The sequence below is a fragment of the Lysinibacillus sp. GW823-FHT02G10 genome (assembly GCF_058797135.1).
In genome coordinates this window covers 71,236-85,456 of record NZ_JBXAJI010000001.1, presented here as the reverse complement: position 1 = coordinate 85,456, position 14,221 = coordinate 71,236, and the positions used below count along the sequence as shown (strand labels likewise).

The following is a 14,221-nucleotide window of genomic DNA, read 5'->3' as shown; positions in this document are numbered from 1 at the left end:
TCGTCATTAATTTTTACGGAAAAATTCATTCAGACGATCAATTACTTCTTCTTTTTTCCATTCAAATGTTTCACCCGTTTGACGGAATTTCACTTCTACAATACCTTCTGTTGCTTTTTTACCAACAGTTACTCGAACAGGTAAGCCAATTAAATCAGCATCAGCGAATTTTACACCCGCTCGTTCAGGACGATCATCTAGTAACACATCATAACGGTATGATTTTAATAAGCCATAAAGCTCCTCCGCTAATGTCACTTGTGCCTCATCTTTTGTGTTTACTGGCACAACATGAATATCATATGGCGCTAATTGTGTTGGCCATGTAAAGCCATTGTCATCTTGGAAGTGCTCCGCTACAGCAGCTAGAATACGAGAAACACCAATACCATAGCACCCCATAATAAATGGTTGAGCCTTACCTTGCTCATCTAAGAAAGTACCATTCATTTTAGCAGAGTATGTAGTACCTAATTTAAAAATATGACCAACCTCGATACCTTCTGCAAACTTAATGTTACCTTGTCCATCAGGAGAAGGATCTCCCTCTTGAATAAAACGAATATCTAAATAGTCATTAACTGCAAAATCACGCTCAGGGTTAACATTGACTAAATGGAATCCATCTTCGTTGGCACCTGCAATACCATTACGGATAGATTTAATAGCATGGTCTGCTACTACTTTTACGTCTACCGGTAATTTCACTGGACCAATTGAGCCAACGCCACAACCTAATAATTCTTGAATCGCTGCTTCACTTGCAAGTTCCACAGACCCTGCATCAAGTGCATTTTTCAATTTGATATCATTAATTTCATGATCCCCACGTGAAAGCACTACTACAAGCTCTCCATCTACATCAAAAACTAGAGATTTGATGACATTAGCAGGTTCTACTTTTAAGAATGCTGAAACATCTTCAATTGTTTTTTGCTCTGGAGTTGCTACTTTTTCTACATCTTTTAGAGCTTCATCAGATGGTTGATAGTCAACAATTACTTCAGCCATTTCGATATTTGCTGCATAATCAGAAGTATCTGAGTACGCAATTGTATCTTCCCCAATTTCAGAAAGGACCATAAATTCATGTGTTCCTTTACCGCCAATCGAACCTGCATCTGCAATAACAGCACGGTAGTTTAAGCCGAGACGGGAGAAAATATTAGAATAAGCACGATACATATCTTCATATGTTTCATCTAAACTTTCACGTGACGCATGGAAAGAATAAGCATCTTTCATGATAAATTCTCTTCCTCGTAGTAAGCCAAAGCGAGGACGTTTTTCATCACGGAATTTGGTTTGAATTTGATACAATGTTAGCGGTAATTTTTTATATGATTTAATTTCATCACGGACTAAAGTTGTAATGACTTCTTCATGTGTTGGCCCTAATGCAAAATCACGGTCATGTCGGTCTTTTAAGCGCATTAATTCAGGTCCGTATTTTTCCCAGCGACCTGATTCCTGCCATAGCTCAGCAGATTGTAGAGATGGCATTAGTAGCTCAATGGAGTTGATAGCTTCCATTTCTTCTCGGATAATTGTTTCAATTTTTGTTAGCACACGTTTTGCAAGCGGTAAATACGAGTATACCCCACTTGTATTTTGACGAATAAACCCTGCACGTAGTAATTGCTTATGTGACTTTACCTCAGCATCAGCAGGTACTTCACGTAACGTTGGGATAAATGTTTTACTTTGCTTCATTCAGTGTTCCACCTTTTTCAATAGATAAGTTTATACTCTCAATAGCATAAACAAATTTAGCTTTGAGCGCAATGTTTCATCGAAATTGCGCTCAAAGCTAGGAAATCAAATTTCATTTAACTGTAAATGAATTAAAAGAAAAATCTTTGTATATCGTTCCATGTAACAACCACCATTAGAATCATGAGTAGGACGATTCCTACAAAATGTACAATACCTTCTTTTTGACGGTCAATTGGTTTACCACGTAAAGCTTCAAAGCCAAAGAATAATAAACGGCCTCCGTCAAGTGCTGGTAATGGAAGTAGGTTCATAATTCCTAAGTTAATACTTAGCATTGCTGCCCAATTCATTAGGTTCATAATACCATACTGGGCAACTTGCTCTGTTGCTTTATAAATACCTACAGGACCTGAAAGTGCGTCTATTGTGAACTTACCAGTAATTAGCATACCTAATAGTTCAAATATTTTCACTGTCATATTATAGGTTTCTTGAGCTCCATAAACAACTGCCTTTAATGGGTTAAATTCTCTGGGACTCTCATAGCGTACACCTATTTGACCATATTTCTCGCCATCCTGCTGGATTTCCTTAACAGTCATATTTAAGTTCACTGATTGTCCATTTCGTTCAACTGTCACAGCAATATCTTCGTTTGGATGATCTTGAACGATTGCAGCTAAATCTTGCCATTTTTCAACTGCTTGTCCGTTAATAGCTGTTACTCTATCTCCTGCCAGCATCCCTGCCTGTGCAGCTGGATCATTCTCTACTACTTCTGTGATAATTGGCTCGTATGTTGGTACACCATGGATCAATCCAATCACTAAATAAATCACAAACGCGAGAATAAAGTTAAACAAAGGGCCTGCAAAGATAGTCATTGCTCGTTGACCAACTGTCTTTGCATTAAATTGACGATCCTGTGGCGCAATGACAAGTTCACGACCATTTTCCACAAGCACACAGTCTCTAGCTACTTGATAACGAACTAGACGTTCTTCTTCATCATAACCCTCTACAAATAACTCCTTCTCTAAATCGGCGCGTTCAACTTCTAAAAATAATAAATCTGGTAACTGCTTATTATTTTGATTGAAAATAATTTTTTTAACAATATTATCTTCATTCACAATAAGCCCTATTCGGTAGCCTGGCTGTAATTCCGTGCCATCCATATCCTCGCCGGCCATACGTACGTATCCCCCGATTGGTAATAATCGAATAGTATACATTGTTTCACCATGCGTTTTTCCATAAATTTTGGGACCCATTCCGATCGCAAATTCACGTACTAAGATACCTGCACGTTTGGCGAATAAGAAATGTCCAAGTTCATGGAAGAAGACGAGCATACCAAATATTAATATAAATGCAATGGCTGTTTGCATAATACCCCACCTTTAATAGCGATTAGTTAACGATACAGTGCTTTCGTTATTTTACCATGTCTAACACTATTTTTCTTGTCTCACTATCCACATGTAATATGGTTTGTAAATCTGGTACTGCAATGTTTTGGTGTGCCTGCATCACACGTTCAATCGTCTCATCAATTTCAAGGAATGTGATTTTCCCTTGTAAAAAGGCTGCAACTGCCGCTTCGTTTGCTGCATTCATTGCTGTCAGAATCGTACCACCCATACGACCAGCCTCATACGCTAAACGCAAAGCAGGGTATCGCTCAAAGTCCATCTCTTGAAAATGTAGTTGACCAATTTGCGCTAAATTTAGTCGCTGACCATTTTGTAATGGTATACGGTCTGGGTAGCTTAAAGCATATTGGATTGGCACACGCATATCGGGTGTACCTAGCTGAGCAATAACACTAGTATCATGATACTCAACTAGAGAGTGAATAATACTTTCTCTATGCAAAAGTACATCTATTTTATCATAAGGCATATCAAATAAAACATGTGCTTCAATGACTTCTAATCCCTTATTCATCATTGTAGCGGAATCTATCGTAATCTTTGCACCCATAGACCAGTTTGGATGATTCAGTGCATCTGCGACCGTCACGTGTTTTAATTGTTCTCGTGTTTTATCACGGAAGCTACCACCAGAAGCGGTAATAATCAAACGTTCGATATTTTTCGGATTCTCACCATTCATCGATTGGAAGATGGCAGAGTGCTCACTATCTACAGGCAAGATGGCTACTTTGTATTTTTTGGCCTCTGCCATCACTAAATGACCAGCAGTTACAAGCGTTTCTTTATTAGCAATAGCAATCGTTTTGCCCATACGAATGGCTGCTAATGTTGATTCAAGGCCTACACTTCCAAGCACAGCATTGACAAGTACAGTCGAATCTGGATGTGTTGCGACCTCTACAAGTCCTTTTGCTCCAAACGTAAATTGGATATTTGGAAACTCTTTAGCTAGTGTTAGTGCGTCTTCTTCTAATTGCACAGAAACTAATTCGGGCTTTAATGTTTCAATCATTTCTCGCGTTTTCTCTAGGTTCTTTCCTGATGAAAAAGCTACTAATTGAAAAGCATCACGTTGTTCTTTTAAGATATCGTAGGTTTGCCAACCAATTGAACCAGTTGCACCTAATAAACTAATTTTTTTCACAACAAATTGTCCCCTTTTTCTATCTAAGCAAATGATTTAGCAAAATGTCTTTTCAATTACCAAATAAATGTAAAAAATGAAGTAGAGGCACGACAAATAATAGACTATCAAAGCGATCTAAAATTCCTCCATGCCCTGGTAAAATATTGCCTGAATCTTTTACATCAAAGTGACGTTTAATAGCAGATTCTACCAAATCGCCCATTTGACCAATAATTGAGGCAAAAATCGTTACAAAAACAAGTGATATATAACCATTTGCGAATGGGTAAATGAGTTGCATACCTACTGCAAAAATAACAGCAATGACTATTCCACCTATAAAGCCTTCGATCGTTTTCTTAGGTGAAATTTCTGGCCATAACTTATTTTTCCCTAATTTTCTACCTACAAAATATGCACCTGAATCCGTTGTCCAAACAACTAATAAGCAATAGACAACATACTCTAATCCAACATTTCTAGTTTCAATTAGATAATGGAATCCTAATCCCACATAAAATGCGCCTAATAAAATAAAGCCAACTTCGTCAAAAGTAATTTTATTTTTTACTAAAACCACGTAAATAAGAAGTAGCATCATTAGACCATAGACTACCATTAGATTAGACGAATAGCCTATTAATTCTACAACCCTTTCACTCCAGTCTTTCGGGATAACCAGTAAAATTAAAGTGATCAGTCCTAAGAAGCCAGGCACAGATAAGATGGAAATCCCTTTCATCTTAAGTATTTCATAAAAACCGACAATAGCCATTGCTAGCACAAGTAAGGCAAATGGTACTTTTCCATAAATAACGAATGGGATAAAAAGTGCTGCTGCAATTATTGCGGTAATAATTCTTTGTTTCAAGTTGTTTCTTCTCCCTTCAACCCACCGTAACGGCGATTACGTTTCTGATAGTTTTCCACCGCTTCGAGTAAGTTTTCCTCACTAAAATCTGGCCACAATGTATCTGTAAACCAAAATTCTGTATAGGCGAGCTGCCATAGCATAAAGTTACTTAATCGCACTTCACCACTTGTACGAATTAAAAGATCTGGTTCAGGTAAATGGGCCGTCATTAAATGAGATGTTAAGCAATCTTCTGTTATGTCTTGCATCGTTAATTGACCGTCCTGCACTTTTTGAAGCATCATTTTCATGGCATTGACCATTTCAGAACGACTACCATAATTCAGTGCAAAATTTAAAATAAGCCCTGTATTATGCTTCGTTTCTTCCATTGCCTCATACAACGCTTTTTGTGTATGGGCAGGTAATAAAGATGGGTCTCCAATCATTTCGACACGTACATTACGCTCCATCATTTCTGGTAAAAAGGAACCTAAAAACTCAACAGGTAGCCGCATAAGAAAATCTACCTCAGGTTTTGGTCTCTTCCAATTTTCAGTGGAAAATGCATAGACAGTTAAGACTTTAATACCCAAGTCTGATGCAAATCTCGTCACCTTACGCACCGTCTTCATTCCTTCATGATGACCAGCCACACGTGGCATAGCTCTTTTCTTCGCCCAACGTCCATTTCCGTCCATAATAATCGCTACATGGGCAGGAATCGGCTCGCTTTTAGCTAGGGCCACACGCTCCTCCAATGATAGTGTATCCATATTTATTTGTTTACCTAATAGCTTTTTAAACATGCTAACTCCCCCACTACAACTAATCGGACGTATACTAACCTATCATAACAAACAAAAGCGCCTTTTGTCTTTTTTTTCCCTCTAAATTGACTATGTATGTACTAGCTTATTTTAGAACTATACACATATTAAAGAATGAGTTTGTTAAATAATGATGATTGTATCATTAATGACCTTTTCACATTCATACATGCTCTCTATTTGAGTAAGCAATTTGGCTATGAATAATAAAGAGAAAAGACGTCCTGTTAAGTATAGGACGCCTTCATCTCATCAAAAAGTTCCATCATAGACGTGTAAAAGGTTTATTTACACCTCTAAAATTTCTTTTTCTTTATCTTTCGCTACTTGATCTACTTTCACAATGAATTCATCTGTTAACTTTTGAATATCTTCTCCATAGCCACGTAGATCGTCTTCTGTGATTTCGCCAGCTTTTTCAAGTTTTTTCAAATCATCATTTGCATCACGACGAACATTACGTACAGCAATTTTTGCATCTTCCGCTTCTTTTTTCACTTGTTTTACTAGATCCTTACGACGCTCTTCTGTTAAAGCAGGAATCATAAGACGAATGACAGAACCATCATTTGTTGGTGTGATACCAATATCTGATTTCATAATTGCTTTTTCAATATCACCTAAAATAGATTTATCGTAAGGTGTAATTACTAATAAACGAGCTTCAGGTATAGAAACACCCGCAAGTTGGTTAATTGGTGTTGCTGCTCCATAGTAATCAACCGAAATACGATCTAATAGAGATGCATTCGCACGACCTGCACGAATAGATGCTAGTTCGCGTGAGAAAGCTACGATTGTTTTGTTCATTTTTTCTTTAGCTTGTTCTAAAACTTGTTTAGCCATTATACATTCCTCCTAACAACTGTTCCGATTTTTTCGCCTTGTACAGCACGTTTAATGTTACCCGGCTCCGTAATTGAGAAAACAATTAGCGGGATATCGTTATCCATACATAAAGTTGAAGCCGTTGAATCCATTACTTGTAAGCCTTGTTGGATAACGTCTAAGTATGTGAGTGTATCATATTTAATGGCTGTCTCATCCACTTTAGGATCCGCTGAATAAACGCCATCGACATTGTTTTTAGCCATTAAAATTGCATCAGCATCAATTTCTGCTGCTCGTAATGCGGCAGTCGTATCAGTAGAGAAGAACGGATTACCTGTCCCTGCTGCAAAGATAACGACACGCTTTTTCTCAAGATGTCTAACTGCTTTACGACGAATGTATGGCTCCGCTACTTGAGTCATCACAATAGAAGATTGAACACGTGTTTCAATGCCTAATTTTTCAAGTGCATCTTGTAAAGCTAGGGAGTTCATTACGGTTGCCAGCATGCCCATGTAGTCCGCAGCAGCACGATCCATTCCCATTTCACTACCTATTTTCCCACGCCATATATTACCGCCACCTACAACAACAGCAACTTCTACATCAAGATCTACTACTTCTTTTACTTCTTCTGCAACAGACTTGATTATTTTTGGTGATAAACCGAAGCCCGCTTCTCCAGCTAACGCTTCACCACTTAGTTTAATAACTACTCGTTTATATTGCGGTACACTCATTGTAAACCTCCGTAAGACTTTATTTAAAACATCCCTATTCCCTTTTCCATTATAGTATATCTAACAATAATTGCTAGTTGTGAATAAGGCAGAATAGAAAATTATCTTCATTTTTTCATTCACTTCGGAAAAATAGGGAACACGCTATGTTGTGTTCCCCATTTTTTTGTCTAGATAATCTAGATATTATTTGATTAGAATCAAATGCAAGCTAAATTAGTTACCTTTAACTTGGCTCATTACTTCTTCTGCAAAGTTATCTTCACGTTTTTCGATACCTTCACCAACAGCGTAACGTACAAAGCCGTTTACAGAACCACCAGTTGAAGCTACAAAATCACGTACTTTTTGATCTGAGTTTTTAACGAAAGTTTGGTCAAGTAAGCAAACATCTTCGAAGTATTTACCAAGACGGCCTTCAACCATTTTTGCAACGATGTTTTCTGGTTTACCTTCGTTAAGAGCTTGTTCAGTTAATACTTTACGCTCACGTTCAACTTCTTCAGCAGAAACTTCATCACGAGAAACATAAGTTGGGTTGATTGCTGCAATGTGCATAGCAACATCTTTAGCAGCTGCTGCATCAGTAGAGCCTTCTAAAGTTACTAATACACCGATACGGCCACCCATGTGTAAGTATGAACCGAATGCATCTGCATCAGATTTTGTTTTAATTTCGAAACGACGAAGTGTAATTTTTTCTCCAATTGTTGCAATAGCAGTTGAGATTTGATCTACAATTTTTACGCCTTCAGCATTTGCAAGCTCTAAAGCAGCTTCAACTGATGCAGGCTTAGCAGCAAGTAATTGCTCAGCTAAAGATGCAACTAATACTTGGAATTTATCGTTTTTCGCAACAAAGTCAGTTTCAGCATTTACTTCAAGGATGATTGCTTCGTTACCTTGTTCTAAAATATAAGTTGTACCTTCTGCAGCGATACGGTCAGCTTTTTTAGCAGCTGAAGAAAGACCTTTTTCACGTAGGAAATCGATTGCAGCTTCTAAGTCGCCATCAGTTTGTACTAACGCTTTTTTACAATCCATCATTCCAGCGCCAGTTTTTTCGCGTAATTCTTTTACTAATTGTGCAGTAATGTTTGCCATTTAGTGTTTCCTCCTCAAATTGGTTAAACATAATTTAATGATAGGTTCTAAAAAAGGTGATAAGGGTTTTGAGCCACTTATCACCTTTTTGTAAACGTGAATTACTCAGCAGCAGCTTCTACAGCTGGAGCTTCTTCTTCACCTTGTTTTGACTCGATTAAAGCGTCAGCCATTTTAGCAGTTAAAAGTTTAACAGCGCGAATAGCATCATCATTAGCAGGGATTACGTAGTCGATTTCATCTGGATCACAGTTAGTATCAACAATACCTACTAGAGGGATGTTTAATTTACGAGCTTCTGCAACCGCAATACGTTCTTTACGTGGGTCAACCACGAACATTACGTCTGGAAGATCGTGCATATCACGGATACCGCCTAAGAATTTGATTAGACGTTCGTGTTCTTTTTTAAGTTGGATTACTTCTTTTTTAGGAAGAACTTCGAAAGTTCCTTCTTCTTCCATTTTTTCGATTTGTTTCATACGTGCAACACGTTTTTGAATTGTACCGAAGTTTGTAAGAGTACCACCTAACCAACGTTGGTTGATGTAGTAGTTGCCTGAACGTTCAGCTTCATCTTTGATCGCTTCTTGTGCTTGTTTTTTCGTACCAACGAAAAGAACTTTACCACCGTCTTGACCAACTTGACGCATGAAGTCATAAGCTTCCTCTAATTTTTTAACAGTTTTTTGTAAGTCGATGATGTAGATCCCGTTACGTTCAACGAAGATATATTTCTTCATTTTTGGGTTCCAACGACGAGTTTGGTGACCGAAATGTACACCAGCTTCAAGTAATTGTTTCATAGAAATTACTGACATGTGAATTTCCTCCTAATATGTTTGGTTTTTATCCTCCGCATTTATCATCTACAACAAGCTACCCTAATCTTAGAGCACCACTTACTGCATCAAAATGCGTGTGTAGTAATAACACCATTTGCAACTATATCATAGCTTTTAACGATTCGCAACAATTTAGTGATGGAATTTCAGTAAAAGCTCGATTTCTGTTTTACCCTTTTGCAGTTGTTTAGCTATTTCCTCTGGTGATTTTCCCTGTTTTGCTAATTCTAGAGCCTGTTGTTCCACTGTCAGCAATTTTTCAGCTTCTTTTTGCTCCTCCACTTTTAGAGGTGGAGCTGTTTTCACCATTTTCGAGCTTGTATGTTGCTGACGTGAATAAGCATTTGCGACAATATTTTTAGGTACATAGATACGTGCATCTTTCTCTAAAGATAGAGAACTATCACTTTTCACCTCGTGTACTACAGGCAAAGTTGGCTGCTCCTGAGGTGTCATATATTGTTCCGTTTGATGCAAGCTACTAGCAGCTATTTCCGACTGTGAGACACTTTGTAGCTCTTTAATAAGACGGTCATTTTCATCTTTCATTTCAGCTAAATACACACTAATGGTGTCGTCCATTTCTCTCATTAAACGTTCTTGCTTCTTTTCCAAATCTTTAAACTTTGCTAACTTTGTATTTAAAATGATAAGAAAGTAAAATGAAATTAGCTGTAAAAAGAATAGCACCGCTATTAGAATGGTTGTCATTGTAAACTCCTATCCACTAAAATCCACGAAATTCCCTTTAAACGGATGTTGTGCCTGTTTTTCTTGTTGATCCTTTTTTTTCTTTTTATGAATCCCTGTTAAATACTCACCACCTGCATCTTCATCCTCACTAATTTCATCCATACCTTCTGATGTGTTGACAATTTTTTGTTTGCGCTCTACTTCTTTTTTTAATGCTTCATTTGCATGTGCTTGTTGAGCCAATACTTGCTGCTGTGCCTGATCAACCATTTTTCCTGCTTCAAATGTTTTTGGAATAGCAATCTGTAACTCGACACCTTTTAAACTCATTGGAATCTCTCCCTCAAGGATATTTACGCATTAATCATTTCACTAGATAATAGCTTTCGTAGCTTTAATAGCGCTTTTGAATGAATTTGTGAAATACGAGAGGTTGATAGTTCAAGCATTTCACCAATTTCTGTCAAGGTTAACTCCTCCGTGTAAAATAAACTAAGGACAAGCTGTTCTTTTTCATTGAGTTTCTGAATATTTTCCGCAAGATCATCTAACAATTCTGATTTAATGATAGCTTGCTCAGGTGTTTTTGTTGTATCGTCTCGTATGACAAATGACTTGCCATCTGTTTCTTCTTGGTCCTGTTGTTCATTAATAGAAAGAACATTTGAAAAAAAATGCTCTTGCACAGTTTGATAAACATCTTCAACAGATACTTCCATATGCTCCGCAAGTTCCTCAGGTGTTACATGACGCATATATTTTTGTTCTAGTTGTTCAATTTGTGCATCTAATTTTTTGGCTTTTTCACGCGCTGACCGTGGTAACCAGTCTTCTTTTCGTAAACCATCGATGATGGCTCCTCTTACTCTAAACGAAGCATATGTATCAAATTTTAAATCTCTGTTAATGTCAAATTTATTTAATGCATCAAAAAGTCCTACCATCCCTAAGCTCGTTAAATCGTCTCGTGATACGCTTTTGGGCAGACCTGCACCAATACGTTGGACATGATAAGATACTAAAGAAATGTATTTTTTTATAAGTAAATCACCAGCATCGGGATCACGCTCATGTATCCAGCGATTCCACAGTTTTTGCTCATCGTTCAGAATTGGTTGTGTCATGAAATCCACCTCTCTAAAAAACGCTTTTTCACGCCTGTTTACTAACGACTACTTGCGCTCTTAAAATTTATCATTCAACAGGATTTCTTAGTTGTTTTTTATAAAAATCCACATTTAAGCTAATCTAGACGTGAGCCTGAATCGTTAAAGCCCGATAAGCAGTTGCCATCTTTCCTATATTATAACAAGAATCGACTATAATTTCATTTGTTTCTCTTAGTCTCTAATATATTCCTTTGTTTTTGAAAGACATAGAAAAACTGTATCCTCATTGTGTAATGACACTTGGATACAGTTGGATATGATTAAGCTTTTACTAAGAAGTTACTGAATTCTTTTGATTTAGTTTTAGCACTACTGTAGAGCAAAGAACAAATTAAACAAAAGAGCAATAATACCCAATAAAAAAAAACACTCTTTATAATAAATTATGCTTTAAATCGAACTAGAGACAAAGTTTCCATTGAATATAGTTGCCTTACGTAGAGATCTTCGAGCAATTGCTTCAGCAGAGCAAGAAGCCTCCACAAACACCATATTTGCACTATCTCCCACTTTTGGCCATGTTTGCTCACCTGATTGATTGAGTGGGATTTTTCCCCCTGTAATAAATTGAAGGGTTTGGGCTAATGAGCGTTCATCTCCCCAACCTGAGCTTTTTGCCAAACGACCAGCTCGTTCTAATAAATCTCCGTTACCAAATGGGGACCAAACATCAAAGATATTGTCACACCCAATTGCAACGGGTACTCCTTTACTGTGTAATAAACCAACAGGTGGAAACTTTCTACGCAGGGGGACACTCGTCACAATCGTAATACCTGCATCACGTAAGATGTCCGCCATTTCTTCTGCCTCAGAGTGTGAAACATCTCCTAGCCCAAAGGCATGGCTAATGGCTACTTTGCCTTGTAAACCAGCTTCCTTTGTTAATTGGGCTAATCTCTTCATTGTAAAAGTACCCAATTGATCTGGGTCATGCAGATGCAAGTCAATCCCTGCGTTTCCTTCAACAGCGAGTTCCACCATTTGTTGTAAGGAAGCCTCAATATCTCCATCCACAGTAGCTGGATCGACACCTCCTACAAATCCTGCCCCAAAACGTAGAGCCTCCCTTATTAAATTGGTTGCCTTTGTTCGTAATAGACCATGTTGAGGAAAGGCAACGATTTCATAAGACAACTTTCCTTCAAAATTTTGTAAAGCTTTTTGAACCTCTTCTAAATTTTTCAACCCTACCTCAGGATATAAATCCACATGCGTACGTACATGTGTAACTCCAAACTGGACATAACGACTAAGTAGTTTCTCAGCGCGTTGTTGCGTAGTTGTATGTAAGGTTGGAAGTACCTCTTTTTCAATTTCACAACGTTCAAAAATATTATTCACTGGTGTAACTGCCCGCCATTTGTCGCTCAACAGAGTTTTATCCAAATGACAATGTTTTTCTATAAATGAAGGTAGTGCTAATAGCTGTTTCATATCTTTTTTTGGATAATCATCATCTAATAGGCTATCAGCAGAAACTATTTCTGCAATTTTCCCATCTTTAATGAATAGATGAGAACAAGCCGAGTTCGTTTTAGTAATCGTGTCGTTTTCAAAGTGATAATCTGTTTCAAGACGTACATTTGTTAACCAAAAAGTAGAATTCATTTCAGATTTATCCTTTCTTCTTCAAAAATTAAAGCTCACCCGCAACTATTTTCCCTGTAAAGAGCACCGCCACTCTTCTTGCTCTTCTTGCAACTGCTTCTGCTGAGCAAGTTGCATCTACAAACACGACATTCGCCATATCTCCAATTTTCGGCCATTGGGGCTGTCCATCCTTGTTTAAAGGTGTTATGCCGCCAGCAATATACTTTAGACTTTGACTAAGTGAACGTTCATCACTTAAGCCAAAGCGTTCAGCTAGCGTGCCTAGTTTTTCTAGGCTGTCACCTATACCAAACGGGGACCAGTGATCTGTAATACTATCTTCACCCAAAGAGATTTGAACACCTTTTTGATCTAATAACGGAATAGGAATGGTATGATCCAATGGAACAGACGAAGTAATGTCAATACCGTGATGAGCTAGTAACGCTGCCACTTCACTTGCTTCATTAGTTGAAACATCGGCTAAGGCCATGGCATGACTAATTGTCACTCGGCCATGCCAACCCGCTTCCTCCGTTAATGCAGCTAATCGTTTAAAGGTAAAAATACCAAGATGACCAGGATCATGGATATGCAAGTCAACATTTGAATCAGCTTCAACCGCTAATTCCATCACCGTTTGTAAGGATTTTTCTATATTTTCATCAATCGATGCAGGGTCTACACCGCCTACTAGAGACGCTCCACTTCGCAAAGCTTCTCTTACTAAAGAAATGGATTTACTACGTAAGAGGCCATGTTGTGGGAAAGCGACAACCTCTATATCAACTTTATCTTTGTAAGCCTCTTTAGCTCTTAAGACTGCTTCTAAATTATTCAACCCAATAAATGGATCAATATTACAATGCGTACGAATATGTGTTGATCCTGCATGTATGAGCAAATCTAGTAACTTTTTTGCTCGTTCCTCTGCAACAGGCAATAAGCTTGGCAGTAGAATCTCTTCTTCTTTTAATCTTGTAATAAGACCTTCTGTGGGAATCGAAGGAGCCTTCCATGGTCCACCAAAATAGGTTTTATCTATATGAATATGCATATCTCTAAAAGAAGGGAGCATTAAGTAACCATGTGCATCTCGCTTAGGCAAATCAGTTTTTAAAGGCTGATCTACGCTAAGAATTTGGTTTATTTCACCACTTTCTACTTGTACATTAAAAAGTGCAGTTTTTGTTCCTATAACGACCCCATTATCGTAATGATATCCTGTTTCTAATCGTACATTTGTTAGCCAATACGCTGTTGGTATCATTGATTGAACCTC

Annotated in this window: 14 protein-coding genes; all 14 read right to left on the bottom strand. The window is 37.8% G+C overall.

The window, feature by feature from the left end:
* Window positions 1-6: 6 nt before the first annotated feature.
* Window positions 7-1,713 (bottom strand): proline--tRNA ligase, encoded by a 1,707-nt coding sequence (locus AC1RFD_RS00430; protein ID WP_048391566.1) that lies wholly within the window; start codon window positions 1,711-1,713, stop codon window positions 7-9.
* Window positions 1,714-1,844: 131 nt separating this feature from the next.
* Window positions 1,845-3,107 carry an RIP metalloprotease RseP gene (gene rseP / locus AC1RFD_RS00425; protein ID WP_048391568.1) on the bottom strand — a complete coding sequence of 421 codons (1,263 nt, stop codon included), beginning with the start codon at window positions 3,105-3,107 and terminating at the stop codon, window positions 1,845-1,847.
* Between the two features lie 46 nt (window positions 3,108-3,153).
* Window positions 3,154-4,299 (bottom strand): 1-deoxy-D-xylulose-5-phosphate reductoisomerase, encoded by a 1,146-nt coding sequence (gene dxr / locus AC1RFD_RS00420; protein ID WP_004269256.1) that lies wholly within the window; start codon window positions 4,297-4,299, stop codon window positions 3,154-3,156.
* A gap of 52 nt (window positions 4,300-4,351) precedes the next feature.
* Complete coding sequence (locus AC1RFD_RS00415; protein ID WP_048391571.1) at window positions 4,352-5,152, bottom strand: phosphatidate cytidylyltransferase; 801 nt, start codon at window positions 5,150-5,152, stop codon at window positions 4,352-4,354.
* Window positions 5,149-5,943 (bottom strand): undecaprenyl pyrophosphate synthase, encoded by a 795-nt coding sequence (gene uppS / locus AC1RFD_RS00410; RefSeq protein WP_004269258.1) that lies wholly within the window; start codon window positions 5,941-5,943, stop codon window positions 5,149-5,151. The genes AC1RFD_RS00415 and uppS overlap by 4 nt, the downstream gene beginning before the upstream one ends.
* Window positions 5,944-6,252: 309 nt before the next feature.
* A complete protein-coding gene (gene frr, locus AC1RFD_RS00405) occupies window positions 6,253-6,810 on the bottom strand; it encodes a ribosome recycling factor (protein ID WP_269898922.1) in 558 nt (185 codons plus the stop codon).
* Window positions 6,810-7,535, bottom strand: a complete 726-nt coding sequence (pyrH, locus tag AC1RFD_RS00400) for a UMP kinase (protein ID WP_004269260.1) — start codon at window positions 7,533-7,535, stop codon at window positions 6,810-6,812. The genes frr and pyrH overlap by 1 nt, the downstream gene beginning before the upstream one ends.
* Before the next feature lie 216 nt (window positions 7,536-7,751).
* Window positions 7,752-8,639 (bottom strand): translation elongation factor Ts, encoded by an 888-nt coding sequence (gene tsf, locus AC1RFD_RS00395; protein WP_016994555.1) that lies wholly within the window; start codon window positions 8,637-8,639, stop codon window positions 7,752-7,754.
* Between the two features lie 101 nt (window positions 8,640-8,740).
* Window positions 8,741-9,460, bottom strand: a complete 720-nt coding sequence (gene rpsB, locus AC1RFD_RS00390) for a 30S ribosomal protein S2 (RefSeq protein ID WP_004269262.1) — start codon at window positions 9,458-9,460, stop codon at window positions 8,741-8,743.
* A gap of 156 nt (window positions 9,461-9,616) precedes the next feature.
* Complete coding sequence (locus tag AC1RFD_RS00385) at window positions 9,617-10,195, bottom strand: hypothetical protein (RefSeq protein WP_048391573.1); 579 nt, start codon at window positions 10,193-10,195, stop codon at window positions 9,617-9,619.
* Between the two features lie 9 nt (window positions 10,196-10,204).
* Window positions 10,205-10,507: a hypothetical protein gene (locus AC1RFD_RS00380; RefSeq protein WP_048391575.1), complete on the bottom strand. Its 303-nt coding sequence runs from the start codon at window positions 10,505-10,507 to the stop codon at window positions 10,205-10,207.
* Window positions 10,508-10,530: 23 nt separating this feature from the next.
* Window positions 10,531-11,301 carry a FliA/WhiG family RNA polymerase sigma factor gene (locus tag AC1RFD_RS00375; protein ID WP_036080567.1) on the bottom strand — a complete coding sequence of 257 codons (771 nt, stop codon included), beginning with the start codon at window positions 11,299-11,301 and terminating at the stop codon, window positions 10,531-10,533.
* A 435-nt stretch (window positions 11,302-11,736) separates the two neighbouring features.
* Window positions 11,737-12,957, bottom strand: a complete 1,221-nt coding sequence (locus AC1RFD_RS00370) for an amidohydrolase (protein ID WP_048391578.1) — start codon at window positions 12,955-12,957, stop codon at window positions 11,737-11,739.
* Between the two features lie 28 nt (window positions 12,958-12,985).
* Window positions 12,986-14,209, bottom strand: a complete 1,224-nt coding sequence (locus tag AC1RFD_RS00365; protein WP_492474403.1) for an amidohydrolase — start codon at window positions 14,207-14,209, stop codon at window positions 12,986-12,988.
* Window positions 14,210-14,221 lie beyond the last annotated feature (12 nt).

Excerpts from the sequence above, each read along its gene's own strand:
- rpsB (WP_004269262.1), bottom strand. The coding sequence starts at position 9,460 with ATGTCAGTAATTTCTATGAAACAATTACTTGAAGCTGGTGTACATTTC.
- AC1RFD_RS00385 (WP_048391573.1), bottom strand. The coding sequence starts at position 10,195 with ATGACAACCATTCTAATAGCGGTGCTATTCTTTTTACAGCTAATTTCA.
- uppS (WP_004269258.1), bottom strand. The coding sequence starts at position 5,943 with ATGTTTAAAAAGCTATTAGGTAAACAAATAAATATGGATACACTATCA.
- AC1RFD_RS00430 (WP_048391566.1), bottom strand. The coding sequence starts at position 1,713 with ATGAAGCAAAGTAAAACATTTATCCCAACGTTACGTGAAGTACCTGCT.
- AC1RFD_RS00375 (WP_036080567.1), bottom strand. The coding sequence starts at position 11,301 with ATGACACAACCAATTCTGAACGATGAGCAAAAACTGTGGAATCGCTGG.
- frr (WP_269898922.1), bottom strand. The coding sequence starts at position 6,810 with ATGGCTAAACAAGTTTTAGAACAAGCTAAAGAAAAAATGAACAAAACA.
- AC1RFD_RS00380 (WP_048391575.1), bottom strand. The coding sequence starts at position 10,507 with ATGAGTTTAAAAGGTGTCGAGTTACAGATTGCTATTCCAAAAACATTT.
- tsf (WP_016994555.1), bottom strand. The coding sequence starts at position 8,639 with ATGGCAAACATTACTGCACAATTAGTAAAAGAATTACGCGAAAAAACT.
- pyrH (WP_004269260.1), bottom strand. The coding sequence starts at position 7,535 with ATGAGTGTACCGCAATATAAACGAGTAGTTATTAAACTAAGTGGTGAA.
- AC1RFD_RS00365 (WP_492474403.1), bottom strand. The coding sequence starts at position 14,209 with ATGATACCAACAGCGTATTGGCTAACAAATGTACGATTAGAAACAGGA.
- AC1RFD_RS00370 (WP_048391578.1), bottom strand. The coding sequence starts at position 12,957 with ATGAATTCTACTTTTTGGTTAACAAATGTACGTCTTGAAACAGATTAT.
- rseP (WP_048391568.1), bottom strand. The coding sequence starts at position 3,107 with ATGCAAACAGCCATTGCATTTATATTAATATTTGGTATGCTCGTCTTC.